The 25746-nt window shown below is 67.8% G+C and carries 22 protein-coding genes; 8 read left to right on the top strand and 14 right to left on the bottom strand.

Annotated elements, in window-relative coordinates; translation table 11 throughout:
* The first annotated feature begins 49 nt into the window (after positions 1-49).
* Positions 50-826 (top strand): DUF481 domain-containing protein, encoded by a 777-nt coding sequence (locus J3A72_RS05415; RefSeq protein ID WP_014648509.1) that lies wholly within the window; start codon positions 50-52, stop codon positions 824-826.
* 116 nt (positions 827-942) lie between these two features.
* On the opposite strand, the gene hemC is transcribed toward J3A72_RS05415, so the two are convergent.
* The 5 genes from hemC to mdoH all read right to left on the bottom strand — a co-directional run bounded on the left by hemC (position 943) and on the right by mdoH (position 6963).
* Entirely contained in the window at positions 943-1854 is a 912-nt protein-coding gene (gene hemC, locus J3A72_RS05410) for a hydroxymethylbilane synthase (RefSeq protein ID WP_014648510.1), read from the bottom strand.
* Positions 1855-2538: 684 nt separating this feature from the next.
* Entirely contained in the window at positions 2539-3270 is a 732-nt protein-coding gene (locus tag J3A72_RS05405) for a LytTR family DNA-binding domain-containing protein (RefSeq protein ID WP_014648511.1), read from the bottom strand.
* A gap of 10 nt (positions 3271-3280) precedes the next feature.
* The gene (locus J3A72_RS05400) at positions 3281-4297 is read right to left on the bottom strand and encodes a sensor histidine kinase (protein ID WP_041864274.1); all 1017 of its coding nucleotides are present in this window, start codon (positions 4295-4297) and stop codon (positions 3281-3283) included.
* A gap of 30 nt (positions 4298-4327) precedes the next feature.
* Positions 4328-4987, bottom strand: coding sequence for an alpha/beta hydrolase (locus tag J3A72_RS05395; protein WP_046432661.1), 660 nt, complete (start codon positions 4985-4987; stop codon positions 4328-4330).
* A 50-nt stretch (positions 4988-5037) separates the two neighbouring features.
* Positions 5038-6963, bottom strand: a complete 1926-nt coding sequence (mdoH, locus tag J3A72_RS05390; protein ID WP_075076420.1) for a glucans biosynthesis glucosyltransferase MdoH — start codon at positions 6961-6963, stop codon at positions 5038-5040.
* A 496-nt stretch (positions 6964-7459) separates the two neighbouring features.
* Here mdoH and J3A72_RS05385 point away from each other — a divergent pair, with 496 nt between their 5' ends.
* Entirely contained in the window at positions 7460-9505 is a 2046-nt protein-coding gene (locus J3A72_RS05385; protein WP_075076422.1) for a TonB-dependent receptor, read from the top strand.
* Positions 9506-9565: 60 nt separating this feature from the next.
* On the opposite strand, the gene J3A72_RS05380 is transcribed toward J3A72_RS05385, so the two are convergent.
* Complete coding sequence (locus J3A72_RS05380; RefSeq protein WP_005419553.1) at positions 9566-9736, bottom strand: hypothetical protein; 171 nt, start codon at positions 9734-9736, stop codon at positions 9566-9568.
* Between the two features lie 217 nt (positions 9737-9953).
* Here J3A72_RS05380 and J3A72_RS05375 point away from each other — a divergent pair, with 217 nt between their 5' ends.
* Positions 9954-10340, top strand: a complete 387-nt coding sequence (locus J3A72_RS05375) for a DUF2628 domain-containing protein (protein ID WP_014648516.1) — start codon at positions 9954-9956, stop codon at positions 10338-10340.
* Between the two features lie 78 nt (positions 10341-10418).
* Here J3A72_RS05375 and J3A72_RS05370 read toward each other — a convergent pair whose 3' ends face one another.
* The 3 genes from J3A72_RS05370 to J3A72_RS05360 all read right to left on the bottom strand — a co-directional run bounded on the left by J3A72_RS05370 (position 10419) and on the right by J3A72_RS05360 (position 15065).
* Positions 10419-12950 carry a methyl-accepting chemotaxis protein gene (locus J3A72_RS05370; RefSeq protein ID WP_032958364.1) on the bottom strand — a complete coding sequence of 844 codons (2532 nt, stop codon included), beginning with the start codon at positions 12948-12950 and terminating at the stop codon, positions 10419-10421.
* 211 nt (positions 12951-13161) lie between these two features.
* Positions 13162-14055: an NAD(P)-dependent oxidoreductase gene (locus tag J3A72_RS05365; protein WP_014648518.1), complete on the bottom strand. Its 894-nt coding sequence runs from the start codon at positions 14053-14055 to the stop codon at positions 13162-13164.
* Between the two features lie 98 nt (positions 14056-14153).
* Positions 14154-15065, bottom strand: coding sequence for a S41 family peptidase (locus tag J3A72_RS05360; RefSeq protein WP_209572150.1), 912 nt, complete (start codon positions 15063-15065; stop codon positions 14154-14156).
* A 49-nt stretch (positions 15066-15114) separates the two neighbouring features.
* Between J3A72_RS05360 and J3A72_RS05355 the strand changes: the two genes are divergently transcribed.
* The gene (locus tag J3A72_RS05355; RefSeq protein WP_014648520.1) at positions 15115-15579 is read left to right on the top strand and encodes a MarR family transcriptional regulator; all 465 of its coding nucleotides are present in this window, start codon (positions 15115-15117) and stop codon (positions 15577-15579) included.
* A gap of 4 nt (positions 15580-15583) precedes the next feature.
* Here the strand turns inward: J3A72_RS05355 and J3A72_RS05350 are convergent, their stop codons facing one another.
* Positions 15584-17068 carry a DUF4434 domain-containing protein gene (locus tag J3A72_RS05350; RefSeq protein WP_075076423.1) on the bottom strand — a complete coding sequence of 495 codons (1485 nt, stop codon included), beginning with the start codon at positions 17066-17068 and terminating at the stop codon, positions 15584-15586.
* A gap of 194 nt (positions 17069-17262) precedes the next feature.
* Between J3A72_RS05350 and J3A72_RS05345 the strand changes: the two genes are divergently transcribed.
* Positions 17263-17568, top strand: a complete 306-nt coding sequence (locus J3A72_RS05345) for a KGG domain-containing protein (RefSeq protein WP_046432675.1) — start codon at positions 17263-17265, stop codon at positions 17566-17568.
* Between the two features lie 11 nt (positions 17569-17579).
* Here J3A72_RS05345 and J3A72_RS05340 read toward each other — a convergent pair whose 3' ends face one another.
* A complete protein-coding gene (locus tag J3A72_RS05340; protein ID WP_134965934.1) occupies positions 17580-19052 on the bottom strand; it encodes an MFS transporter in 1473 nt (490 codons plus the stop codon).
* A gap of 124 nt (positions 19053-19176) precedes the next feature.
* Here J3A72_RS05340 and J3A72_RS05335 point away from each other — a divergent pair, with 124 nt between their 5' ends.
* Positions 19177-19806: a TetR/AcrR family transcriptional regulator gene (locus J3A72_RS05335; protein ID WP_046432686.1), complete on the top strand. Its 630-nt coding sequence runs from the start codon at positions 19177-19179 to the stop codon at positions 19804-19806.
* Between the two features lie 15 nt (positions 19807-19821).
* On the opposite strand, the gene J3A72_RS05330 is transcribed toward J3A72_RS05335, so the two are convergent.
* From J3A72_RS05330 to J3A72_RS05325, 3 genes are all read right to left on the bottom strand, one after another.
* Positions 19822-20172 (bottom strand): VOC family protein, encoded by a 351-nt coding sequence (locus J3A72_RS05330; protein ID WP_032958352.1) that lies wholly within the window; start codon positions 20170-20172, stop codon positions 19822-19824.
* A 104-nt stretch (positions 20173-20276) separates the two neighbouring features.
* Positions 20277-20477: a hypothetical protein gene (locus tag J3A72_RS23210; protein WP_032958391.1), complete on the bottom strand. Its 201-nt coding sequence runs from the start codon at positions 20475-20477 to the stop codon at positions 20277-20279.
* A gap of 91 nt (positions 20478-20568) precedes the next feature.
* Entirely contained in the window at positions 20569-20982 is a 414-nt protein-coding gene (locus tag J3A72_RS05325) for a Rossmann fold nucleotide-binding protein (RefSeq protein ID WP_049404763.1), read from the bottom strand.
* 202 nt (positions 20983-21184) lie between these two features.
* Here J3A72_RS05325 and J3A72_RS05320 point away from each other — a divergent pair, with 202 nt between their 5' ends.
* Positions 21185-22165 (top strand): IS5 family transposase, encoded by a 981-nt coding sequence (locus J3A72_RS05320; RefSeq protein ID WP_075076136.1) that lies wholly within the window; start codon positions 21185-21187, stop codon positions 22163-22165.
* A 153-nt stretch (positions 22166-22318) separates the two neighbouring features.
* Entirely contained in the window at positions 22319-25669 is a 3351-nt protein-coding gene (locus J3A72_RS05315) for an autotransporter serine protease (protein WP_075076425.1), read from the top strand.
* Positions 25670-25746 lie beyond the last annotated feature (77 nt).

The raw sequence follows: 25746 nt of genomic DNA, 5'->3' as shown, positions 1-25746 counted from the left end.
CACGCTTCCAGTATCATCACCGGCTGTCAACCGTTTCGGAGAAGCCTCGATGTCCCTGCGCGTGTCCCTGCTGGTCCCCCTGCTGCTGTGTGCGCCGCTCGCATACGCACAGGATGCCTCCGAACTGGCGGCGATGTCCTCGCCGTGGAGTGGCAGTGGTGGCGAGCTCGGGTTTGCCTCGGCACGCGGCAACAGCAGCACCGAGAGCTTCAACGGCCGCCTGCGCCTGCGCTACACCGACGGTGACTGGGTGCACAGCATGGACCTGTTCGGCCTGCGCTCCAGCTCCAAGGTGACCGAAACCAACGACGACGGCACCACCACCCGCCGCAACAACACCACCGCCAACCGCTACACCGGCAGTGCCGGCAGCGCGCTGCAGCTGGGCGAACACCGCCAGCTGACCGCGACGGTGCGTACGGAACGCGACGACTTCGCCACCTACGACCGCCAGAGCTCGTTCGGTCTGGGTTACGGCACCCGCCTGTGGAACACCGAGCGCTTCTCGTTCGACGCGCAGATCGGCCCCGGTGTGCGCCGCACCCACAGCACCGAGGACGACCGCACCCGCACCGGCCTGATCGGCCGTGGCCTGTTCGACATGAAGTATTCGCTGACTGACAACACCGACCTGGTCAACACGCTGCTGGTCGAATCCGGTTCGTACAACACCTTCGGCCAGAACGACTTCGGTGTCTCGGTGAGCATGAACGAGCACCTGGCACTGAAGGCCGGCTGGCAGGCGCGCTACAACAGTGACGTGGCCGAGGACAAGCGCAAGACCGATACGCTGACCACGATGAACGTGGTCTACAAGTTCAAGTAAGCAGAACGGGCGCCCAGGGCGCCCGTTCTTCTTCCGGTAGTGCCGGCCGCTGGCCGGCAACTGCATTCAACTGGGCACGCGGTTGCCGGCCAGCGGCCGGCACTACCGGCGGTAGCTCAGACGTTCAGCAGTTCGCCGGCACCGGCTTCCAGCAGCATCTTCGCCACGCGCTGGCCCAGCGCCTCCGGATCCCGGGCCGGTCCCACCGCCTCGGCGCGCACCGCACGACCATCGCTGGCACTGCCGACCAGGCCCTGCAGGTGCAGGTCGTCGCCCTGCCACTGCGCGATGGCCGCCACCGGCACGTGGCAGCTGCCATGCAGCGCGCGGTTCATCGCCCGCTCGGCTTCCACGCAGGCGCGCGTAGCGGCGTCATCAAGCGTGGCGAACAGCGCCATCAGGCGCGTATTGCCACCGTCGCACTCCACCGCCACCGCGCCCTGCGCCGGTGCCGGCAGCCACTGCGGCGGCTGCAGGCGCGCGACGATGCGCCCGCCCAGGCCCAGGCGCTCCAGGCCGGCCACGGCCAGCACGATGGCGTCGTAGCCACCATTGTCGAGCTTGGCCAGGCGGGTGTTGACGTTGCCGCGCAGGTCCAGCAATTCCAGATCCGGGCGCAGCGCGCGCAGCTGGGCCTGGCGGCGCAGCGATGAGGTGCCGACCCGCGCACCGATCGGCAGCGCGTCCAGCGAGGCGTACAGGTTGGAGACGAAACCATCGGCTGGATCGTGGCGGGTCAGCATCGCCGGCAGCGCGAAGGGTTCGTCCAGTTCCATCGGCACATCCTTCAGCGAGTGCACGGCGCAGTCGGCCTCACCGCGCAGCATGGCCAGCTCCAGCTCCTTCAGGAACAGGCCCTTGCCACCGATGGCGGCCAGCGAGCGGTCGAGCACCTCGTCACCGCGGGTGCTCATCGGCACCAGTTCCACATGCAGCCCGGGATGGGCCTGGCGCAGGCGGTTGGCGACGTGTTCGCTTTGCCAGAGGGCGAGCGGGCTCTTGCGGGTGGCGATGCGGACGGTTTCCATCCGGTCATTATCGCGCCTTCGGCGCGGATACGGCCAACGGCGGAGCCCCTCGTGGCTGGCGGAGGGGTCGTGAAAGCAACAGCCGCGCTTGGCCGGGGCGGCGGGGTCATGCGGGGACGCCGTGAACCCATCCCTGGGGGCTTGGCCGCGGCTTGCTCGTGTGCGCTGTCCTGCGCACACGGCAAGACCGGGGTTGGGCGTCCTGCCCAACCCGCCCGAGGCATGCCTCGGGCCCATGCCGCGGACACCCCGCATGACCCCACCGCCCCGGCCCCTGACAGTTTCCGTGTGCGCCAGCCACGGAAGATCAAAAAAAAGAGTGCAGAAGCAAAGGCAACAGCCGACGGCTTCCGGGGTCAGATCCCTTTTCCGCAGGAAAAGGGATCTGACCCCTCTTCCCCCACCCGATAACAACAATGCCTTTGCCGTCCGACGCGGGAAAAACGAGAGGGTTGGGCCGGGGTGGGGTGGCGGGACCGTTGGCGCCATGGATGGCGCCATCGAGCTTACATGGATGTACTTGCAGCGTGTCCCGCCGCCCCACCCCGGCCCGGCCCAGCCCAGCACGTAGAAACAACGAGCCATGACCCGCTGTTGCTGTTGCTGTTGCTGTTGCTGTTGCTGTTGCTGTTGCTGTTGCTGTTGATTTCATAGCAGTCGCGGCCGCAGGCCGCGCGGGACCACTCACAGATGCCGCAGTTCCTGCTTCAGCGTCGCCACACAGCGGCGGCTGACTTCCAGCGGCTGCCTGCCATGCCGCAGCACCGCCTGCACCTGCCCGCCGGAGCCGCGGCGCAGCTCCACCAGCTCGTGCCGCGCCACCAGGCAGTTGCGATGGATGCGGATGAAGCGGCTGGCGAACTCTTCCTCCAGCGACTTCAGCGATTCCTCGATCAGGTCCTCGCCGCGCGCGTGGTGCACCACCACGTACTTCTCTTCGGCCTGCAGGTAGTGGATGTCGTCCAGCGGAATCAGCCGCAGGCTGCCGCGCAGGCGTGCGCACAGTACGCTGCGTGCCTGCTGCCCGCTGTGCGCCTGCGGCTGGCCATCGCGACCGGCCAGGAACGTGCGTGCCCGTGCAATCGCCGCTGCCAGGCGTTCGGCGCGCACCGGCTTCATCAGGTAATCGATGGCTGCCGCTTCGAAGGCCGACAGCGCATGCGCATCGTAGGCAGTGCAGAACACCACCGCCGGCCGCGGTTCGAAGCTGGCCAGGTGGCGGGCTGCTTCCAGGCCGTCCAGCCCAGGCATTGCGATGTCCAGCAGGACCAGGTCCGGCTGCAGTTCCGCGCACGCGTGCAGGGCCTGCTCGCCGTTGCCGGCCTCGGCCACCACGTCCACGCCGTCCTGTGCGGCCAACAGGCTGCGCAGGCGCTCACGCGCCAGTGGTTCGTCATCGGCGATGACTACCCTCACGATCGTCCCCTCACTGGATCGGCACTGTCACCTGGCAGGCATAGTAGCCCTCGCTCCAGCCAGCCGTCATCCGCGCGGCACTGCCAAAGCGCCAGGCCAGCCGATGGCCGATGCTGTGCTGGGCATGGCCAGCCCCCCGCGCCAGGGCCAGCCCGGGCGCCTGCGGATCAGGCGCGGGATTGCGCACGCGGATCTGCAGATCGTTGCCCTCGCGCAGCAGCTGCAGCTCGATGGTGCCGCCCTCGGGCAGGCGCGAAATGCCATGCAGCACGGCGTTTTCCACCAGCGGCTGCAGTACCAGCCTTGGCAATGGCAGGTCCCACGGCAGCGGCTCGTCACGCTGCCAGCGCACCTGCAGGCGTTCGCCCAGGCGCAGCGATTCGATCGACAGGTAGCGCTCGGCCAGTTCGCATTCGTCGCGCAGGGTGGAATCGCCCTCGCCTGCACCGAGCGCAGCACGGAACAGATCGGACAGGTCGAGCACGGCACGCTCGGCCACCGCCGGGTCCCGATGCAGCAGGCTGGCGATGAGGTTCATGCTGTTGAACAGGAAATGCGGGCGGATGCGCGCCTGCAGCGCATCGGCCTGCGCGCGCGCATTGGCCTGCACCTGGGCCGCCCAGCGGTCGCTGACATAGAAGTAGCGCAGCGCCAGCGCGCTGATCAGCGCGGTGGTGGCGGCGCTGCCGAGGGTGAAGCGCCAGAAGCTGATGCCGTTGGCGAAACTGTCACCCAGCACCGCGTACAGCGCGTGCACGATGCCGGCGCAGACCACCGCGATCAGGGCCGCCAGTGCGATGGCAGCGACCGCCCCCATCACCTGCGGCAGCCTGGACAGCGCCTGCCGCAGCAGGCACAGGCTGGCGGTCACGGCCAGCGCCAGCCACAGCGCGAAGCCGCTGGCCGACAGCAGCTCGCCAACGGTCCAGTGGCGGCTGCCATCCGGCGCAAGCGCCAGCACCACCACCACCAGCTCGGCCAGGCCCAGCATCGCCGCCAGCCGCGGCAGGCGGCACAGTTCCGGCATCCACGGCGATGGGCTGGCCAGGGGCATGGCTCAGGCCGCGCCCAGCCGTTCCTGCAGCCAGTCACCCAGTGCCTGGATTTCCTCGGCACAGACCTGGTGGGCCATCGGGTAGCTGTGCCACGCCACGTCCAGGCCCAGCGTACGCAGCGCCTGTGCGCTGTGGGCCGCCACGGCCTGCGGAATCACCGGGTCGCCACTGCCATGGGCCATGAACACCGGCACCTGCACCGCGCCTTCAACGCGCGTGGCACTGTCGGCTTCGGGCAGATAGGTGGACAGGGCGATCACGCCGGCCAGCGGCGCGGTACGCGACAGCGCAGCAGTCAGGATGATCGCACCACCCTGCGAGAAGCCGGCCAGGAAGATCTTCTCCGCCGCGACGCCACGCTCGATCTCGCGCGCGATCAGCGCGTCCAGCTGCACCACCGATTCCTGCACGCCGGCCATGTCGGCACGCGACCGGAAGTCCATGCCGACGATGTCGTACCAGCCGCGCATGGGCACGCCGTTGTTGATCGTGATCGGCCGCACCGGTGCGTGCGGGAACACGAAGCGCAGCGCCGGCCAGTGCGGCCGCACCAGCTCCGGCACGATCGGCGCGAAATCATGGCCATCGGCGCCGAGGCCGTGCAGCCAGATCACCGACCACTGCGGCGAGGCGCCGGTTTCCTGTTCCACCGTTTGCAGCATGATGCGGCTCCTTCAAGTTCGAGCCGCATTATGCCGCTGGCGTGGGGCAATCAGTACAGCGGCGGTTGCTCGGCCGCTTCGCGCCGCAGCTGCGCGGCGCGGACCAGTACCGGTGGCGGGATGTTCTCTTCGGGAATGTCCAGCAGGCCCAGGCGATGCAGGAAGGCGCCCGGACCACGCGAGGAGGTCAGCGCCACCACCGGAATGGCCAATACCATGCCGATCACCACCGGCGCCATCCACGCCGCCAGCGACGGCGACACGGCCCAGGCCAGCACGCCCATGAAGGCGCCGAACACACCCAGGCCACCGTAGCCGCGGATCAGTGCCAGCCACGAGATGCCGCCGTCGTCACGCTGCTGCGCATCCCAGCCGGAATCGCGGCCGGACAGCACTTCGGCCACGCCCCGCGACTGCACGTACATCACCACCGGCGCCATCAGCGCGGCCAGCACGGTCTCCACCAGCATCGACACGAAGGCACGGATCGCACCGCCGCAGCCGCGGCGGTCGACCGGGTCCAGCAGCATCGCCAGGTAGCCCAGCACCTTGGGCAGCAGCAGTACCGCCATGGTGGCGGCGAACAGGCGCACCACCTGCTCTTCGTCCTGTGCGCGCCAGTACACGCTGGGCGACAGGTGCAGCAGGGCATTGAAGTCGATGCCCTCCTGGAACAGCGGGATGGCGATGCCGATCAGCATCAGCATTGCCCACATCGGTGCGGTGAAATAGTGGCCGATGCCGATCAGCATGTGCGTGCGGCTGATCCAGTGCAGGCCGCGGCTGCCCACGACCTTGCCGTGCTGCAGGTTGCCCTGGCACCAGCGGCGGTCGCGAACCAGCAGATCGGTCAGCGTCGGCGGGCCCTCTTCATAGCTGCCACCGAGGTAGGGCACCATGTGCGCGGCCCAGCCGCCACGACGCATCAACGCTGCTTCGACGAAGTCATGGCTGAGCACGTGGCCGCCGAACGGCTTGCGCCCCGGCAGCGCCGGCAGGCCGGCGTGGTCGGCGAAGGCGCGGGTACGGATGATGGCGTTGTGGCCCCAGTAGTTGCTCTCGGCGCCATGCCACCAGGCCACGCCACGGGCGATCACCGGCCCGTACACGCGGCCACCGAACTGCTGCATGCGTGCGAACAGGGTGCGGCCGCCGATCACCGACGGCAGGGTCTGGATCAGGCCGACGTCGGCGTTGTGCTCCATGCCGGCCACCAGGCGCACGATGCTGTCGCCGGTCATCAGGCTGTCGGCGTCGAGGATCAGCATCTGCGGGTAGGCACCGCCGAAGCGACGGACCCAGTCGGCGATGTTGCCGGCCTTGCGCCCGCTGTTGTCACCACGGCGACGGTAGAACAGGCGGGTCTGGCCGTCCGGCACCCGCTCGCGCAGCTCGCCGAACACCCGCTCCTCGGCAGCGGCGATGTCCTCGCGACGGGTATCGCTGAGCACGAAGAAATCGAATCGGCCGAGCTGGCCGGTGGCCGCCACCGACTCGTAGATCGCCTGCAGGCCCGCCAGCAGGCGGCGCGGGTCTTCGTTGTAGGTCGGCATCAGCAGCGCGGTGCGGCTGTGCACGGTCGGCAGCGGCTTGTCCGGGTCGATGCCGAGGCGATAGCCACGGTCGAACACGGCGGTCAGGAAGCCGGCCAGGGCGCTGGCGAAAGACAGGGCGATCCAGGCAAACAGGCCAACGAACAGCACCAGCAGGCAGGCTTCGAGCACGCTGATGCCATTGGCCGACAGCACCCGCCACATCATCCGCGTGGCCACGGCGGTCATGCCGAGCGTGCCACCGAAGACGTACAGCCGGCGCAGGCCGATCAGGCGCGGCGACGTGCGATGCCGCCGGACCTTCAGTGCACCTTCGCGCAGGGTCTGTTCGGGCATCTGCAACGGAGATTCAGCGGGCAGCAGCGCCCAGCCGGCGTCGAGCCGGGGCGTTTCTGCTTCCGCATGGATGGTCTGCACCCCCATCGCCGCCTACTCCGCGCCGTCGGCACGGCCGGCCATCCCGGCCGGGCTGCATGCACCAAGGTTCCCGGCGCGCTTTCCCGGCGCCCGCACTTGTCCAGACTGTGTCGGCTTCAGGCCGCACAGTCGATGTCTGTCACTACCGGAACCCACACGATCTCCAACGGGGCGGAATCGAAAATGCGGCCCAGTCTAGGGCGCTGGATGTAAGCCGGGTGCGAAGGCCTACGCCGGGATTTATCCCCATTCAGCAAATAGCAGGCGATCACGTCGGGGGATGGCCAGATGTCATTGCATCGCCCCGGGTACTGGATCGTATCAAACGCGAACGGTTATCATTTCATTAACCAGGCAGGTCACCGTCTTCCGCACGGCCGCGACCCACCCAGCTGCGCCGGTCCACACCGCGCGCACCGACGACCCACGGAAGGGTGGCTGCCTGCTGTCTGCCTGCGCCTGCTGCTTCCACCGGGTCACCCCACCTCCCATGGAAGCCGCCATGTCCCCATCGTCCCGTTCCCGTTCCGCGCGCCTGCCGCGCACCCGCCTGGCCCCTGCCCTGGCCTCCGCCTGCCTGCTGGCCCTGCCAGGCCTGGCCGCTGCAGAGGCCGGCGCCGATGCCTCCACCAAGGATCTGGATACCGTGGTGGTCACCGCCTCGGGCAGCCAGCAATGGATCAAGGATGCCCCGGCCAGCATCAGCGTGATCAGCCGTGAGGACATCGAGCGCCAGCCGGTTCCCGACCTGGCCACCCTGCTCAGCCGCGTGCCGGGCGTGACCGGCGGCCTCAGCGCCGTCGGCGAACAGTCCAAGATCAAGCTGCGCGGCATGCCGTCCAACTACACGCTGGTGCTGGTGGACGGCAAGCGCATGGGCAGCTCGGCCGCGACCAACTACCGCCCCGACCTCGGCCGCCAGGACCTGAACTGGATCTCGCCCGACCAGATCGAACGCATCGAAGTGGTGCGTGGGCCGATGTCCTCGCTGTACGGCTCCGACGCCATGGGCGGGGTGATCAACATCATCACCCGGCGCATCGGCGACGAATGGAACGGCAGCGCCACCCACAGCTACACCCGTCCCGGTGATGGCAAGCGCGGCGATACCCAGCAGATCGGCGCGACCTTCTCCGGCCCACTGGGCGAACGCTTCGCCCTGCGCATCGGTGCCAACAGCATGCGCCGTGATTCGGACCAGTCCAACCACGGTGTCTACGGCAATGCCTACGCCGGCGAGAAGGACCGCACTGTCGATGCGCTGCTGCAGTGGAAGCTGAGCGACGCACAGGAACTGTCGCTGGAAGCCGGCCATGGCGTGCAGCAGGCCTTCATCGATGCGTCGCTGGAAAAGCAGGACGAAGGCGCCTGGGGAGCCAGTGAGCTCAAGCGCAGCTCGCTGGCGCTCAACCACGATGGCACGTGGAGCTTCGGCACCTCCAGGCTCAGCGCGTACTGGACCGAATACAAGAACGACATCGGCGCCACCGGCCGCTCAGAGGCCACCGACACGATCATCGAAGGCAGCCTGACCACGCCGTTCACCCTGGGCGTTGAACACCAGTTTGCCGTGGGTGGGCAGTGGAAGCGCCAGGAACTGACCAACACCGATACCATCGGCCGTGCGCCGATCGACTACGCCGGCAACGCCGTCAGCGGCTCCAGCCTGGAAGTGGATACCTGGGCGCTGTTTGTCGAAGACGAACTGAAGCTGCACCGCACCCTGGCCCTGACCGTGGGCGCGCGCCTGGACCACCATGAGAAGTTCGGCGGCCACGTCAGCCCGCGTGCGTACCTGGTCTGGCATCCGGCCGAACAGTGGACCATCCGCGGTGGCGTCTCCAAGGGGTTCCGTGCGCCCAGCCTGACCGAGAACTCGGCCACCGCTGCCACCCAGTCCGGCGGCCGTGGCTGCACCTCGCTGATCCCGCTGGGTTATACCCGCGGCGGGTGCTACATGGCCGGCAACCCGGACCTGGATCCGGAAACCAGCACCAACCGCGAGATCGGCATCAGCTTCGACAATGACCTGATCGATGTTGGCGTGACCTACTTCCACACCGACTTCCGGAACAAGATCGAATACGCACCGCTGGGCCGCTTCAACGGCATCTGGTGGACGCGCATGAGCAACGTGCAGCGCGCGCGCACCAGCGGCATGGAAGGCAACTTCAACGTCCGCTTCGGCGAGCAGTGGCGCTGGCGCACCTCGGCAACCTGGATGAAGGAAGCCAGGAACCTGACCACCGGCCGCAACCTGATCGATACGCCGGAATTCTCCGGCTACTCGTCGCTGGACTGGTCGCCGAATACGGTGTTCTCCGGCAGCCTGTCGGCGCAGTACACCGGCAAGCAGACCGGCACCGCCACGACCTTCCTCAAGGCCTACACCCTGTATGACCTGACCGTCGCATGGAACGTCAACGAGGTGCTGACCCTGCGCGGTGGCGTCAGCAACCTGGCCGACAAGAAGCTGTATGCGGAAGGCTCCACCGACTACTTCGTCGCCGGGCGCAGCTACTTCCTCAGCATGACCGCGCGCTTCTGACCGGCGGCACGCGCCGTGATCGCGCTGGCGACATGCCAGCGCGATCGACGGTATTGCGGGTTACTCGCTTTCCAGCGCGGCCGGTGCCGCGTCCCGCGTGGCGGCCGTGCGCGCACGGTCCATCGCCACCGCCAGTTGCTGGCGTGCGAGCAGTTGTTGTGCCTGCACCACTTCAGGTGTCGGCAGGAGCACCGGTCCCGGTGCGTTTTCCGGTGTAGCAGGTGTGGTCATGCAACCTCCATGGACATCCCGCCGCCGCACGGGTCCAACCGGGGCGGCAGCGGAACTGCGCACCCTATCCTAAAAACAAGGCGGGCGGGTGACGGTGCGGCACCCGGCCGCAGCACGTGGAACACGGCACGCGTCACATTTTTGACGGCAGCCCTTGGATCCTGAATAGGACTTGCCTTATCATGAAAACGTTTTCTCACAGGGATGTTTCCCCAAAATGAATACCACTGACCTGTCCCAGTTCAGCCCGAAGTGGCAGTTCCGCTTCAACTTCTTCCGCCAGCATGGCGCGCCCAAGAATCCCGGTTTCAAGCAGGCCTGGAAGGCGCTGTCGTTCGGTGACCGCCTGAAGATCAACCTGAACTTCTTCGCGTTGTTCTTCGGTGCGATCTACCTGTTGATCCTGGGCATGTGGCGCAAGGCGCTGGTGGTCATCGGCATCAACATCGCGCTGGCCATCGTCAGCATGTTCCTTCCCGACGTCGTCGGGCGCATGCTGTTCATCGCGATGAATCTGCTGGTCGCCTCCAGCACCAACTACAGCTACTACCTGGAGAAGGTGGAAGGTCGCGCCAGCTGGAACCCGTTTGAAGGAATGTTCTAAGCCATCAGACCGGCGCAGGGATGCGCGGCAAGGATGCAACCGACGCCCGGCCCCCGCCGGGCGTCTTCATTTGCGCGATCAGGCCGCGCGGCGTGCCACGGCCGCCGGCTCGGCCTGCAGGCGGAAGCGCGACACCGCCACCGCCAGCTGCTCGGCCTGCTCCTCCATCGCGCGCGCGGCGGCACTGGCTTCCTCCACCAGCGCGGCGTTCTGCTGGGTGGTTTCGTCCATCTGCACCACAGTCTGGTTGACCTGCTCGATGCCCGCCGATTGTTCGCGCGACGCGGCCGAGATCTCGGCCATGATCTCGTTGACCCGACCGACCTGACCGACGATGTCCTGCATGGTGCGCCCCGCGCCGTGCACCAGCTGCGCACCGGCACCGACCTGGGCCACCGAGGCGTCGATCAGCTCCTTGATCTCCTTCGCAGCACCCGCCGAACGCTGCGCCAACGCGCGCACTTCACTGGCAACCACGGCGAAGCCACGGCCCTGCTCACCGGCGCGCGCCGCTTCCACTGCCGCGTTCAACGCCAGGATGTTGGTCTGGAACGCAATGCCATCGATCACCGAGATGATCTCGGCGATGCGCTGCGAAGACGCCTCGATCTGCTCCATGGTGTGCACCACCTGGCTGACCACCTGGCCGCCTTCGCTGGCCACGCCCGCCGCGGAACCGGCCAGCGCGTTGGCCTGCAGCGCGTGGTCGGCGTTCTGGCGCACGGTGGAGGTCAGTTCTTCCATCGACGCGGCGGTTTCTTCCAGGTTGGCAGCCTGCTGTTCGGTACGGCGCGACAGGTCGCTGTTGCCGGCGGCGATCTCGCCGGCGGCCAGGCGGATGCTGGCTGCCGACTGCTGGATCTGGCCGACGATCTGGGTCAGGTGCTGCACGGTGCTGTTGGCATCGTCGCGCATCACCGCAAATACCCCATGGAAGTCACCCTGCATGCGGGTACTGAGGTCACCGGCGGCGATCGCGCGCAGCAGCGTCGACAGTGCGGCCAGGTTGTGGTCGCTGACTTCCATCATGGTGTTGAGGGTCTCCACCATGCGGCGGAAATCGTGGTCGAAGCGCAGTGCATCACCGCGCACGGCGAAGTCACCGGCGGCGGCCGCAGCGGCAAGCTGCTGGATCTGCTCGTTGATCGCGGCCAGGTTGCGCTTGGTGGTCGCCATCGCAGCGGTGAACACCGCCTTCTCGCCCGGCAGCGCCTCCATGTCCACGCTGAGGTCGCCGACGGCATAGCGCTGCATCACTTCAACCAGGCGCTGGGTGACCGCGTTGCTGGAGGCCACCAGCTGGTTGCTGTCGGCCACCATGCGGCCGTACTCGCCCGGGAACGCCGCGGCATCCATGCGGTAGCTGAGTTCACCGGCATCGTGGCGGCGCGCCATTTCGGCCTGCGCAGCCATCACCGCCTGCAGCTGGCCGCGCATGCCCTGCATCGCGTCCAGCAGGCGCCCCACTTCGTCGTTGCTGCGCGCCGGCAGGGTGCTGTCCAGCTTGCCGGCGGCGACGTCACCGGCCACGCGCACCGCTTCGGCCAGCGGGCGGATCGCCAGGCGGCGCAGCAGTATGTAGACACCGGCGCTGAGGGTCAGCGCGGCGATCACGCCGACCAGCAGGGTCAGCCACAGCAGCTGGCGCGCTTCGGCCACGATCACCGCATGCGGCATCACCACGCCCAGCGCGAAGCGCTGCGGGGCATCGCCCACGCGCAGCGGCACATACACGCGCACGTTGCCGGCCGCATCGGGGCTGAAGGCCTCGAAGGGGCGGTCGGCGGCGATCTCGGCCAGCATGCTGCGGGTCAGTGCGTCGTTGCGAGGCTTGCCGATTTCGGCGGCATTGGCCGAGGCCAGCACCACGCCCTTCGGCGACAGCAGTTCGACGCGGCCGGCCCCCATCGGCTTCAGCGTGGCCAGGTGCTTCTGCAACGCTGCCAGCGAGAAGTCGACGGTGAACACACCGAGGAACCTGTCGTTCTCGATGATCGGCGTGCTCAGCGTGCTCATCAGCACCTGCTGCCCGGCGATGTCGTAGGCATACGGTTCGCTCACTTTCGGCAGCTTGTCGCGGCTGGGCACCATGTACCAGTCACCGGAACCGCTGGCGGTCTCGGTGTAATCGGTCATCACCGACTGCTGCGGCTTGCCCTCCTGCCAGGCCCAGTAGCTCATGTAGCGGCCGGTGGCATCGTGCGCCTCGGTGTTGACGAACTCGGCATCCTTGCCGTCGAAGGCATCGGGCTCCCACATGGTGCTCTTGCCCAGCCATTCGGGATGGGCGCGCAGCTGCTCGCCCAGCACCGCCGCCAGGCTGGCGCGGTCGGGCACGTCACCACGGGCGCGCTGGGCCAGCACGCTTTCAACCATGGCATCGTTGCTGGCAAAGGCGGTGCCCAGATCGGCCGCCACCTGGCGCGCCTCAGCGGTCGCCTCGCTGGTCATGGTCTGGCGCGAGGCGCTGATAAGGCTGGCGCTGGCCTGTCGGTAGATCAGGAACGCGGTCAGGCCGAAGCACAGCAGCGCGATCGCGGCGGTGCCCAGCATCAGCTTGTGGGCGATGCTGCCCGGGCGGCGGGCAGCGGCGGAACGGGAAGAAGGCATGGGAGGGTCCGCAAGGCAGTTCAGGACGACCGGCACCACGAAGGCACCGCGCAGGCGCGCGATCCGTCGCGCAGGCCACCGGCCGCCGGGCGGGCCCGGCGCTGGAAGCGCACCGGGTTAGCGGCCGCCCGCCAACGAGGTTGAGGCGACCGGCCTGCACATTCCTGAATCTGCTCAGGGTCGGGTCAGCCACCCGTCCGTCGCGATGGCCTCACTCGGCCACGCGGTCCTTGATCCACTGCGCGCGCGGCAGTACCTCGATGCTGCCGACGGCATACTGCTGCAGCACGTCGTCCGGCCCGAAGCACGGTTGCCAGCCCAGCTCACTGCGCAGGCGGGCACTGTCGTAGACACGGTCGATGCTCAATGGCAGCGGCCAGCCACGGCGTTCGAACTCGGCCAGCAGCTGCGGCGCGCGACGGGCCAGCACGCTGCGCGGGTGGGTGGCCAGTTCCAGGCAGTCCTCGCGCCGGAACGGCGTCGGTGCGCAGGCGAGATAGCGGGCGAATCGGGCGCCTTCGTCGAGCAGCAGTGCAGCGTGTGCGCTGGCCACATCGCGGGCGTCGATGCCGCGATGCAGGCGGAACATCGCCATGCGCTCGGGCGGTTCCGGGAAGCACCGGCCCATGCGCAGCACGCGAACGCTGAAGCCCGGCGTGGCGGCAGCTTCAGCCAGGGTCTCGGCCTGCAGCTTGGTGCGATGGTAGATCGTGCGCGGCAGTGGCTCGGTGTCTTCGTCGATCCAACGGCAGCCACCGGCTACCACGGCATGGCCGTACAGCGCGGTGGTGCTGGTCAGCACGAAACGCCGTGCGCCGGCTTCGCGTGCGGCCTGCAGCAGGTGCGCGGTTGCCTCCACGTTGATCTGCTGGAATACCGCGTCCGGCACCAGGCCGACATGCGGAGCATGCAGGGCCGCGGTATGGATGACCGCGTCCACGCCCTGCACCGCACGCGTGACCGCCTGGCGATCGGTGACATCGGCAATGATGCGCGTGGTGGCGAACGGGCTGCGGTCCAGCCCCACCACTTCGTGGGCGGCCGCCAACGCACCGAAGATCGCGCGCCCGATGCGCCCGGAACTGCCGGTCAACAGAATCTTCATTGAGTCCATTCACTCGAAGCGCCCGGGAACTACCGGGATGCTTCGATTCTAGGCATGCATTCGCGCATCTGCGATAGGACAGCCATGCAATCGTGCGTTCATCTTGACGACCTCGCAGGCGCCAGCAGTTGCCGCGCGATGAACAGCGGATCGTCGCCGCCGGCCACATCAGGCCTCACGCCGGTGCCTTCCCAATTGCCGCCGGTGCACAGATTGATCGGTTGCCGGTCGGGAATGCTGATCTGATAGCCATCGGGCAGCAGCACAGGATCACCAAACATATGCGCGGCACCGCCACTGCGCGTGCCGACAATGCGCGCGCGGCCCAGGGCCTGCAGCGAATAGGCGACGAACTCGGCCGCCGAACCGGTACGCCGGTCGATCAGCACCACCAGCGGCTTCAGGTACACAGGCAGGCTGGCAGGCGGCAGCGGTGCCGGCGTGCGCCGGCCACGCTGGTCCAGCTGCTGCACCGCGCCGATCTTCGCGTCCAGCAGCGTGCGCACCAGCAGGTCGGCACTTGCATCGTCGCCTCCCCCGTTCTGGCGCAGATCCAACACCAGGCCATCGGTGTCGGCCAGCAGCGTGAAGGCCGCAGCGAACTTCGGCCGCGCCAGATCCAGCGGATAGAAGGTACTCAGCCGCAGGTAGCCAACGTTGCCTTCCAGCACCCGCACCTCGCGCACACCGGCACCATTGCTGCGGGCATCGGCACGCCAGGCCATCAACCAGTCGTCCTGGCCGGCAGCTGCGTCCACGCGCTCAACGTGGAAGTGGCCATCGAACATGTCCAGGTCCTGGTTCAGGCGTGCGCTGAACGCAGCAGAATCCGAACAGCTGTCCGCATACCGCTGCTGCGCCGACCAGCTGCGCAGGGCATCGGCGATACGGGCGGCCTCCGCCTCGTCCAGGTACTGCGCCTGCACGGCGCTGGCGGCCGCCTGCAGCACCGCATCCTGCGCCGGGCAGGCCGTCGCCAGCAGCGCGCCGAGCATCCAGGAGACCGCCATCATCCACCCCGCATTGAGGATATATAAGCGCTTATATATCATCCCACTCATGGATCTCCAACACGCCACACTGGGTACCCTGCTGCGCGCCCTGCTCGACCAGCTGGACCCGGCCGTCGAGCAGGCCTACCGGCACCTGCAACTGGACTACCGGCCGCGCTACACGCCGGTGCTGCGCACGCTGATGGCGCAGGGCCCCTGCCGGATCAAGGACCTCGCGCTGGCCTGCGGGCTCAGCCATTCGGCGCTCAGCCAGACCGTGGCGGCGATGGTGCGCGATGGTTGGCTGCACACTGCCAATGGTGACGACGGGCGCGAACGCATCCTGCAGTTGAGCCCGCGCGCGCAGCGCGCGATGCCTGTGCTGCAGGCGCAATGGCAGGCCACCGCAGTGGCGGCACGCAGCCTCGATGCCGATCTGGGGCAGTCGTTGGAGCAGGTGCTGCGCAAAGCACTGGTGGCGCTCGAACAACGGCCCTTCGCACAGCGCCTGCAGGACGCCCGCCGGCGCTGAGGCGTTACTGCTCTGCAGCCATCTCGATCTCGCTGAGGAATGTCCAGCTGCCGTTGGCCACGCGCAGCTCCAGCGTGCGGCATTGCGCAGCCAGGGGGGCTGCATTGCCGAGCACGTACTCCTCTTCGGTCGAGCCCATCACGCCGGACTGGGTGAAGGGTGCCGACAGCGTGCCGATGGTTACCGCGGCAGTTCCGGGCTCGGCGCACATCACCTCCACCGAAGTCGGCGTGACGATGCCCCAGGCCGGGCGGGTCATCGTATGCAGGCCGATCCAGTCCACCCGTCGGCGCTGGCCCAGATCGATGGTGATGCTGACGTTGCCGTGCACGCCTACCCAGCCCGCGTCCATCGGATTGCGCGGGTCGCCTACCCGGCGGTCGAACAGCTCATGGCCGCTGCCGTCGGGATAGCTGGTCGCCGGCGCCACGCTGTAGTGATAGGTGGTCTGCACCGGATCGACGATGTACGAGGCACCCAGCCCGTACAACCCGCGATAGGTGTTCATCATCCGCGTCGCCTCGCCGTAGCCCTGGCCGGGGCCGACCACTTCGGACATGTGGTACTGGTTGAGCCAGGCAACGCGCTTGCCAGCCGAACGCGCGCTCCACAACTGCTGGTTGATGCGCTGCACCGACGCCGACCGGTATGCACCGGACAGGCCGTTACCGGTATCAAGGAACAGCGGGCTGCCATGGTTGAACAGCTCGATGTCGGCCCACACAGCGCTGGCGCCCAGCTGCGCCGACAACGCCTGGTAGTACTGCTCGGTGGAATAGCCCGGTCGATCCCACTGGAACAGTTTCGCGTGCGACGCCGCGCCGATGCCGTCCTGCCAGATCTGCACGTCGACCCCCGTGGCAGAGCGGAACCGTAGCGCAGCACTGGCCACGCTGGCCGGGTCGACGCTGGAGGATGCCAGATAGGGCGCCACCATCACCGGCCTGGACGGCGTCGCCGCTTTCAGTGTGGAAACGATTGAACGATAGAACGACGCACGATCGGCCGGTACCTGCGCGGGCTCATCGGTGATGTACCAGCCGGCGAATGCCGGATGCATCGCGTACTGCTGGGCCAGCTGCGCCATCGACTGCGCTGCGTCCTGCGCCACCGCTGCAGCGTTCGAGCCCTGCCAGAACGCCGCACACTGGCCCGAACTGTAGGTGGTGCCGACCACGACCTTCATCCCACGCGCTGCGGCCGCGTCCAGCACCGTGCCCAGCTTGGCCGGGAAGCCGGCGATCCATTCGAAATCCTGCGCGCTGCTGGCGCAGCCCACGCCGGCACGGGTGGCGCGGGTCTGGCCGATGATGAGCGTGTCGTTGCCCAGGTCCCGCAGTTCGTCGAGGAACAGCGGCAGCTGCGCCGCTGGCAGCTGCTCATCGGTGGACGAGTAACCGAAGTGAACGAAACTGCCGCTCAGCAGCGCAGTGTCCGCATGGGCCGGTGCAGCGCAGGCCAGCAGTACAAACCATCCGAATCTGTTCACGGCGTCCTTTCCTGTCTGGGCGGTCATCCGCCATGCCGGTCCATCCTAGCCAAGCGGCGCTCATCGCGCAGCGGCGTAGTTGCGCCGTGAAAGCCAGTGCGGCGTGGCGTGAGGGCAGCACCGCCGGTGCGGACACTGCCTTAGCCGGGCACACGCAAGGATGAGCTCCCCTTCCATGCACCGGGAGCCTTCACATGGCTGACCAGCATCACGGCACCTCCCATCGTGGCTTCGCTTCGATGGACCGGGACAAGCAGCGCGCGATCGCCGCAAAGGGTGGACGCGCCGCGCATGCGTCCGGCAATGCACATGAGTTCAGCCCGGCCGAGGCACGCGTGGCAGGCCGCAAGGGCGGCGAGGCGATCAGCCGCAATCGCCAGCACATGGCAGCGATCGGCCGCGAAGGCGGGCACGCGCGCCACGCCAATGCACGGCAACAGCGGCAGCACGCGGCCGAACCCGCGCCGACGAAGGAAGGGCCGCAACGCCAGCAGGGCTGACCGCAGCGTACTCAGGCGCGCCTGCACTGGCGGTACAGGGCGAGCGCCGCCAACAGGGCCAGCACGCCGGCGACAGCCATCGCCCAGCCGAAACCGCTGGCCATCGCGCCGCGGTACCAGGCCAGTATCTGCGTCCCCGGCAGCAGTGACGACGGCTGCAGGATCAGCGTGCGCGCCTGTGCGGCCACTGCGGGCTGCCCTGCCGCCTGCGCGGTCGCAGTGAACTGGCGTACCGCGCGCAGGCCCATCAGGCTGCCCAGCAGCGCGATGCCAAGGCTCATGCCCGCCTGGCGCAGCGCGTTCATCGTGGCCGACGCAATGCCGGCACGCTCGGCCGGTACGCATGACATCACTGCCATGCCGGTCGCAGGTACCGCCAGCCCCATGCCAGTGCCGAGCAGCATCAGCAGTGCGCTGGCCTGGCCGTGCGCTGTAGTCGGCTCGAACGTGGCAATCGCACACAGCGCCATGCCTGTCATTGCATAGCCCGTCACCAGCGCGGCATGCAGCCCGAACCACGCCGCCAGACGGCCGAACAGCAGCGACACCACCGCCATCAGCACGAACTGCGGTACCAGCTGCGCACCGGCCTGCGCAGCCCCATGTCCCTGCGCCTGCTGGAAGAACAGCGACAGGAAGAACAGGCTCGCATAAGCGGTGAATCCAAGCACGAACGAGGCCAGGTTGAGCATGCCGAAACCCGGCTTCGCCAACAGGTCCAGCGGCAGCAGCGGCCGCGCCACGCGGCGCTCGACCCACGCAAACAGCGCCAGGCCGGATGCTGCGATGCCGAGCGCCAGCAGGGTCGAAGGTGCCAGCAGGCCGTGCTCGCCGATCGCGATCAGGCCGTAACTGAGTGCACCCAGCGCGACGATGCTGAGCAGCTGCCCGGCCGGGTCCAGCGCGGCGTGCTGCGGATGCCGTCGCTCAGGAATGCCCCAGGCCCCCAGCGCGAGTGCAAGCAGGCCCAGCGGCAGGTTGATCAGGAAGATGCTGGGCCAACCTGCGCGCTGCACCAGTTCGCCTCCCAGCAGCGGCCCCAGCACCAGCGCCAGCGCGCTGAACGCCGACCAGCCCCCGATCGCGCGTGCACGCTGGCGCGGATCAGGGAATGCATGGCTGAGGATCGGCATCGCACTCGGGATCAGCAGGGCGCCGGCCACCCCCTGCACCGCCCGCCCTGCCACCAGTGCGGAAAGACTGCCTGCCCAGGCACACAGCAGCGAGCCCACGGTGAAGGTCGCCACGCTGAGCAGCCACATGCGGCGGTGGCCATAGCGGTCACCCAGCGGCCCCGCCGACAGCATCACTGCGGACAGGGCGATGGCATAGGCGTTGATCACCCACTGCAGCCCGGCCATGTCGGTGTGCAGTGCCTGCTGCAGCGTCGGCAGCGCGACGTTGACGATGCTGATGTCCAGCGAGGCGAGGAAGGTGCCCAGGTAGGCCGCCAGCACCAGGGCCGGCCGTCGGAAGCGTTGCATGTGCGGATGCCGGGAGGGAGCGTGCGCGCATCGTAGTTTGCTGACTGACCGTCAGTCAATGACCGGCGGTCAGTCATTGCCGGAGGAAGCTAGAATGGCGACCGTCGCACCCGGACCCCGCCCCATGCAGATTCCCGCAGTCGCCAGGCCCCGCACCAAACCCGCTGAAACCCGCCAGGAAGAGCTGATGGACGCCGCGCAGGCGCTGTTCCTGTCACAGGGCGTGGAAGCGACCACCATCAGTGACATCGTGGCCGCCGCCGACGTGGCCAAGGGCACGTTCTATACCTACTTCGCCTCGCGCACCGAGATCCTGCAGGCGCTGGCGCAGCGCTACACGCTGCAGTTCATGGCCGAGGTCGACCATGCCGTTCAGCAGCAGCCTGCCCACGATGGCGTGGCGCGACTGTGCGCCTGGATCCGCGCCAACATCGAGACCTATGTGCGCACGCACGCACTGCACGACGTCGTCTACGCCAACCATCACCACCACCAGCGCGGCAATGCCGAGCGCAACGCCATCCAGCAGCAGCTGCTCGACATCCTCGAGGCGGGCACCCGTGCAGGCCTGTGGCAGCTGCCGGCACCGCAGATCACGGCCTCGCTGATCTATGCCGGCGTACATGGCGCCACCGATGACCTGATCGCTGCGCCCACGCAGGACGCCGACACCTTCATTGCGGCGGTGGTGGCCGATTGCCTGCGCATGGTCGGCGTGTCGCCGGCGCCGAAGCGTGGCGGCACCCGTCGCTGAAGCGCCCGCCGTCGCTCAGGCGTGGGCGAGGATGTTCAACAGCCGGCCGAACGGGTCGCGGACGAAGAAGCGCCGCACGCCCCAGGGCTCGTCGGCCGGCCCATAGTCCAGCGCGATGCCAGCCGCGTGCATGCGTTCCAGCACCTCCTGCAGGTTGTCCACTTCGATAGACAGGTCCGGCACCGGTGCGCCGGAACCCCCTTCGCTGGCGAAGCTGACCTGCGCCAGCGCACTGCCCTGCCCGCCATGGGTGACGATCCAGCCATGGTCCATCACCACCGGCATGCCGAGCAGCTCGCCATAGAATGCAGCGGCGCGGGCGGGATCAGACGTGGCGATGTTGGCGACGACACGCATGACGGCCATGTTCCACTCCACCAGGAAGAATGCGCCGAGAGTGCCCGACCCTGCGCACAAACAGAAGAGCCCCGTCATGGACGGGGCCCGTCATCAGCCGATCATGGCTGGGCTTACACCGCGCCGCAGCGCTCCATGACGCATCGATCGTATTCGTACTGGCATTCCATGGCATCACCCCCACCGGCTACACACGCCTGGTAGGCCTTCCAGCAGGGAAAATCGCAGGGCTGGACCGGTCCGGCCACGGCCACCGAGCCGCTGCAGGCCAACGCGAACACAGCACCGGCGATCACTTTCCTGAAAGTACGCATCGACATCACTCCTTGATAAGCCTGGTGAGCCCAGGCCGGGCCACCTTAGCGCTGCACACGGGACGTTGGGTGAAGGCGGATGCGGCTGGACTCAGTGTTGCAGCATTCCCAGGACACGCAGTTGCCCGGCCAGCTCATCACTGTTGCGCCACGGCAGGATCGGCGAATTGCCGCGCTCGTCCGGCGGGGTGTTCGGCAGCGCGTCGGACCCGCCACCTGCCCCTGCAAGCGGCAGCAGCGGCCGCTTGTGCAGCCAAACCTCCGAGATTGTGCAGGCGCGCCCACCGCTGACGATGCAGGCATCACCGGCAAGGGCCATGATCAGGTTGCGCGCATCCCCCATGCCACAGGGCACCACCACCGTGGCCGGCCAGTCGGCCGGCGGCATGCTGCCTTCCGGGATGACGCTGGGCACCTGGCCACCAGCTGCGCGCTCGAACGCGTCGCTGCCAGGATCGGCACCGCCCAATATCGCCAACGGTGGTTTACGGAATGCGGTACGCATGGGCGGTTCCGAAGCCTCGGAAGGAAGGGTCACGTTGCCCTGCCCGCTGGAGCCGCACCATGCACCGATCACAAAACATTAACACGTTCATAAAATTCCCTTCACATTACTGGGGGATATCGCCATGCCTTGGCGTTAAGGAAGGTCTGAACAACTCCGCTGCTGCAGGCGACAATAGCGCACCAGATTGGGGTGACGATCGATGCAGCTGACGTTCGGTGATGCCGAGACCCTGGGCCAGCGCAAGCGCACGCGGCGGGAGATCTTCCTGGCCGAGATGGAGCAGGTGGTGCCGTGGCAGGCGCTGCTGGCGCTGATCGAGCCGCACTACCCGAAGCTGGGCCGTCCCGGCCGCCAGCCGTACCCGCTGGCGACGATGCTGCGCATCCATTTCCTGCAGCAGTGGTACGCGCTCAGCGACCCGGCGATGGAAGAGGCCTTGTACGACACGCCGGTGATGCGCCGGTTCGCGCGGTTGGGCGGCGTGGACGCGATTCCCGACGAGACCACGATCCTCCACTTCCGCCGGTTGCTGGAAACCCACGGCCTGGCCGGGCGGATCTTCGAGCGGGTGAATGCGCATCTGGCGCGCAAGGGCCTGAGCCTGCACGCGGGCACGATCGTGGACGCGACGATCATCGCCGCGCCGAGCTCGACGAAGAACGCCGAAGGCAAGCGCGATCCGGAAATGTGCCAGACGAAGAAGGGCAACCAGTGGCACTTCGGCATGAAGGCGCACATCGGCGTCGATGATGAATCCGGCCTGGTGCACCACGTCGAGTGCACGGCGGCGAACGTGGCCGACGTGACCCGGGTACACAGGCTGCTGCACGGCCGGGAAGACACGATCTGTGGCGACAGCGGCTATACCGGTGCCGACAAGCGTGAAGAGTTGAAGGATGTGGAGGCCGGCTTCCTGATCGCGGAGAAGCCGTCGAAGTTGCGGGCGATGAAGAACCCGCGCGAGCGGCGTTACACCGAGCGCTGGGAGCGGTACAAGGCGAGCCTGCGCGCGAAGGTCGAGCATCCGTTCCGGGTGATCAAGCGCCAGTTCGGCTACACGAAGGTGCGCTACCGCGGCCTGGCGAAGAACGCGGCGCAGGTGCTGACGCTGTTCGCGCTGTCGAACCTGTGGATGGCGCGCCGGCGCCTGTTGCCGGCGATGGGGGTGGTGCGCCTGTAAGGCGGGAAAACCCGCCAGAAACCGCCTGAAAGGGCGGGAAATTGATCAAATCGACGCTGGTCCGGCGCTCTGACGCTGAAATCCAAGTGTCAGAGTGCGTTGTTCAGACCCTCCTTAACGGCCTTGTTGTCCGTCAACCAAGGAAGTTGTCCGATGAATCACCCGCTGTACGGCCGTTCGTCCCGCTCCCTGTCGCATCGCCCGCTGGCGCTTGCCGTCGCCAGCTCGCTGCTGCTGGCCACCGCACTGCCAGCCATGGCCAGCGAATCACTCGAGGCCTGGCAGCAGCAGCGCCAGCTGCAGGCCGCGTGGGCGCAGCCCGCTGCCAGCACCGCACCTGCAACCACGGCCACGGCAGCTGCCGCCAGCAGCAACGCCGTTCTTGGCAATCCCGGCGATCCGGCCAGCTGGCGCAGCGACGAATTCAACGCCGATTGGGGCCTGGGCGCGATGGGCGCGGACTACGCCTATGCGCGCGGCCTGACCGGCAAGGGCGTACGCCTGGCGCTGTTCGACTCGGGCTCCGCACTGGCGCATCCGGAGTTTGCAGGACGCAATACCTCCAGCATCACCATCGGTGCCGACTGTGCGACGCCGGGCGTGGTCGCAGGGGCGGGCGCCTGCGGGCAGACCCGCGGCGAACAGCCCGGCTACAACTACTACGGACTGGGCGCCGGCGTTCCGGCCTCACTGGCGGCACGCCTGATCGCCGCCGGCCAGCCCTATGGCTTCAGCTACGCCGATCACGGCACGCATGTGCTTGGCACCATCGGCGCCAACCGCAATGGCACCGGCATGCATGGTGTGGCCTTTGGTGCGGATCTCACTGCCGCCCGCGTGTTCGGTGACACCTACTACGAGTGGCGCCTGGACCCAGACAGGTTCTATCGTCCGCGCGCGGTGTACCGCACCGATCCGGATGATGCCGCCACGCTGGACATGTATGCGCAGATCCAGGCGCAGGGTGTACGCGCCATCAATCACAGCTGGGGCATTTCCACGCGCAACATGACCGCCGCCGCGCTGGACCAGCAGTACGCCAGCATCGGTGCCGACTACGGCGTGTACGGCAGCATCTACGCCAACAACGGCGATGCCCCGGGCTCCACTCTCATCCAGGTGTGGTCGGCTGGCAACGGCAGCGGTGCGGTTGCCGGCATCACCGCCTCGATGCCGCGCTGGAAGCCCGAACTGGAACCGTACTGGCTGGCGGTCGCCAATGTCCGCCGGCCCGACACCGCCGCAGGTGAAACCGACTACGTGATCGATGGCAGTTCCAGCATCTGCGGGGTTGCCGCCAACTGGTGCATCTCGGCCCCCGGTACCGATATCGTCAGCACCATCGTCTCCGGCGATATCCAGGGCCGCATCGAGAACACCTCCGCCTACGTGCGGCTGATCATCGACAGCGAGAGCACCAACTACGTCTACGGCACCAAGACCGGCACGTCGATGGCCGCCCCCCATATCACCGGCGCCCTCGGCCTGCTGATGGAGCGCTTCCCGTACCTGGACAACGCCCAGGTCCGCGACGTGCTGCTGACCACCGCACGCGATCTCGGCGCGCCAGGCATCGATGCAATCTACGGCTGGGGCATGGTCGACCTGCGCAAGGCCATCGAAGGCTATGGCTCGCTGCGCGTGGACACCAACGTGGTGATGAACCAGAGGGCCGGCGGCCTGAAGGTCTGGGAAGGCGATGCGTGGGACAACTGGACCAACGACATCGGCGGCCCCGGCAAGCTGACCAAATCCGGTATCGGTTGGCTGCGCCTGAGCGGCAACAACAGCTTCAACGGCGCCGTGGTGCAGGACGGCATGCTGGAGTTGAACGGCGCCAACACGCTCACCTCGGCGGTCGAGGTCCAGGGTGGCCGGCTGCTGCTCAACGGCAGCCTGGTCTCCACCGCCCTGACCACTACCGGTGGCGTCAGCACGGTCAGCACCAGCGGCGTGCTGGATAACAGCAACCTGGTGGTCAACGGCGGCGTGGTGTCCTTCAACGGCACGCAGGCCGGTGGCACCACCACGGTCGGCGCCAATGGCCTGTTGAAGGGCGTCGGCACGCTCGGCAACACCCGCGTGGACGGCATCATCGCGCCGGGCAACTCGATCGGCACGCTGACCATCAACGGCAACTACGTGCAGGGCGCCACCGGCGTGTATGCGGCGGAGCTGGCACCGGGTGGCCGCAGTGACCAGCTGCACGTGACCGGCACCGCCACCCTCGGCGGCACCCTGGTCGCCCTGCCGGAACCGGGCGTGTATTACCTCGGCGAACAGTTCAACGTTTTGCGTGCCGACGGTGGCATCAGCGGCCAGTTCGCCAAGACCGACTTCAGTGCGTTCTCGCCCTTCCTGCAGTTCAGCCTGGCCTACGGTGCCAATGGCACGCGCATCGACGTTGCCCGTGGCGCTTCGCTGGCCACGGCTGCCAACACGCCCAACCAGCGTGCGGTGGCGGCCGCCGCCGACCTGCTGCCGATCGCCCAGGGCCTGCCCAAGCCGCTGACTCAGCTGTTCCCGCAGCAGGTCGGTGGCGTGCTCGATGGCCTCAGCGGCGAGCTGCATCCGGCCACGGCCATCGCCCTGGTCGAGGGCAGCCGCTACGTGCGCGATGCCGCGTTGTCACGCCGGGCCGGCGCCGCCGCACCCGGCAGCGACGTGGGTGATGCGACGGGCGCATGGGTGCAGGCCATCGGTGGCAACAGCAGGCTGGACGGTGACTTCAACACCGCCCGCACCGAGGCCAACAGCAACGGCCTGCTGGTCGGCATCGACCGCGAGTTCTCCGGCTGGCAGGTCGGCGTGCTGGCCGGTACCGGCCGTACCGACGTCAAGCAGCAGGACCGCCGCGCCAAGTCGAAGATCGACAACACGCACTTCGGTGCCTATGCCAGCCACACCTGGGGCGGCTTCGGCCTGCGCGGTGGTGTGGCGTGGAGCAAGCACGAGGTGAAGAGCACGCGTGAAGTCGCCTTCGCAGGTTTCAGTGACAGCCTGAGCGCGCGTTACGACGCCCGCACCCGCCAGGCCTTCATCGAAGCTGGTTATCGCTTCGGTGGCCCCGAAGCCGGGCTGGAGCCGTACCTGCAGGTGGCGCGCGTGGAAGTGGACCTCAAGCGCATCAGCGAACGCGGTGGAGCAGCGGCGCTGCAGGGCAAGGTGGACGACACCGGAACCACGATCGCCACCGCCGGCGTGCGCTTCGACAAGGGGCTGAAGGCTTCGTTCCAGCAGGACAGCTGGCTGCACCTGCGCGGGGGCGTCGGCTATCGTCGTGCCTCGGGGGATCGCAGCCAGGTCGCCAACCTTGCGTTTGCCAATGGCAGCTCCACGTTCGCGGTCAACGGCGCGCCGATCGCCGACAACGCGGTGGTGGCCGAACTGGGCCTGTCGGCGTGGCTCACCTCGCGCCAGCAGCTGGAGCTGGGCTACAGCGGCCAGTTCGGCAGCGAGAGCCGTGACCATGGTGCGAATGCACGCTGGTCCGTGCGTTTCTGATCTGTGCCTGCAGTGCGATGAAAACAGGAGGGGCGGCCCATCGGCCGCCCCTTCTGCTTGCGGGTGACGCTCTTTCA

The sequence above is a fragment of the Stenotrophomonas sp. PvP093 genome, assembly GCF_017876915.1.
Classification (GTDB): domain Bacteria; phylum Pseudomonadota; class Gammaproteobacteria; order Xanthomonadales; family Xanthomonadaceae; genus Stenotrophomonas; species Stenotrophomonas muris.
The sequence above is the reverse complement of the archived record's forward strand: the minus strand, read 5'-3'. Positions and strand labels throughout refer to the sequence as shown.

Excerpts from the sequence above, each read along its gene's own strand:
- J3A72_RS23210 (WP_032958391.1), bottom strand. The coding sequence starts at position 20,477 with ATGCGTACTTTCAGGAAAGTGATCGCCGGTGCTGTGTTCGCGTTGGCC.
- J3A72_RS05365 (WP_014648518.1), bottom strand. The coding sequence starts at position 14,055 with ATGAAGATTCTGTTGACCGGCAGTTCCGGGCGCATCGGGCGCGCGATC.
- J3A72_RS05375 (WP_014648516.1), top strand. The coding sequence starts at position 9,954 with ATGAATACCACTGACCTGTCCCAGTTCAGCCCGAAGTGGCAGTTCCGC.
- J3A72_RS05415 (WP_014648509.1), top strand. The coding sequence starts at position 50 with ATGTCCCTGCGCGTGTCCCTGCTGGTCCCCCTGCTGCTGTGTGCGCCG.
- J3A72_RS05400 (WP_041864274.1), bottom strand. The coding sequence starts at position 4,297 with ATGCCGGAACTGTGCCGCCTGCCGCGGCTGGCGGCGATGCTGGGCCTG.
- J3A72_RS05380 (WP_005419553.1), bottom strand. The coding sequence starts at position 9,736 with ATGACCACACCTGCTACACCGGAAAACGCACCGGGACCGGTGCTCCTG.
- J3A72_RS05345 (WP_046432675.1), top strand. The coding sequence starts at position 17,263 with ATGGCTGACCAGCATCACGGCACCTCCCATCGTGGCTTCGCTTCGATG.
- J3A72_RS05355 (WP_014648520.1), top strand. The coding sequence starts at position 15,115 with ATGGATCTCCAACACGCCACACTGGGTACCCTGCTGCGCGCCCTGCTC.
- J3A72_RS05385 (WP_075076422.1), top strand. The coding sequence starts at position 7,460 with ATGTCCCCATCGTCCCGTTCCCGTTCCGCGCGCCTGCCGCGCACCCGC.
- mdoH (WP_075076420.1), bottom strand. The coding sequence starts at position 6,963 with ATGGGGGTGCAGACCATCCATGCGGAAGCAGAAACGCCCCGGCTCGAC.
- J3A72_RS05320 (WP_075076136.1), top strand. The coding sequence starts at position 21,185 with ATGCAGCTGACGTTCGGTGATGCCGAGACCCTGGGCCAGCGCAAGCGC.
- J3A72_RS05330 (WP_032958352.1), bottom strand. The coding sequence starts at position 20,172 with ATGGCCGTCATGCGTGTCGTCGCCAACATCGCCACGTCTGATCCCGCC.
- J3A72_RS05325 (WP_049404763.1), bottom strand. The coding sequence starts at position 20,982 with ATGCGTACCGCATTCCGTAAACCACCGTTGGCGATATTGGGCGGTGCC.
- J3A72_RS05395 (WP_046432661.1), bottom strand. The coding sequence starts at position 4,987 with ATGCTGCAAACGGTGGAACAGGAAACCGGCGCCTCGCCGCAGTGGTCG.
- hemC (WP_014648510.1), bottom strand. The coding sequence starts at position 1,854 with ATGGAAACCGTCCGCATCGCCACCCGCAAGAGCCCGCTCGCCCTCTGG.
- J3A72_RS05335 (WP_046432686.1), top strand. The coding sequence starts at position 19,177 with ATGCAGATTCCCGCAGTCGCCAGGCCCCGCACCAAACCCGCTGAAACC.
- J3A72_RS05340 (WP_134965934.1), bottom strand. The coding sequence starts at position 19,052 with ATGCAACGCTTCCGACGGCCGGCCCTGGTGCTGGCGGCCTACCTGGGC.
- J3A72_RS05370 (WP_032958364.1), bottom strand. The coding sequence starts at position 12,950 with ATGCCTTCTTCCCGTTCCGCCGCTGCCCGCCGCCCGGGCAGCATCGCC.
- J3A72_RS05360 (WP_209572150.1), bottom strand. The coding sequence starts at position 15,065 with ATGGCGGTCTCCTGGATGCTCGGCGCGCTGCTGGCGACGGCCTGCCCG.
- J3A72_RS05315 (WP_075076425.1), top strand. The coding sequence starts at position 22,319 with ATGAATCACCCGCTGTACGGCCGTTCGTCCCGCTCCCTGTCGCATCGC.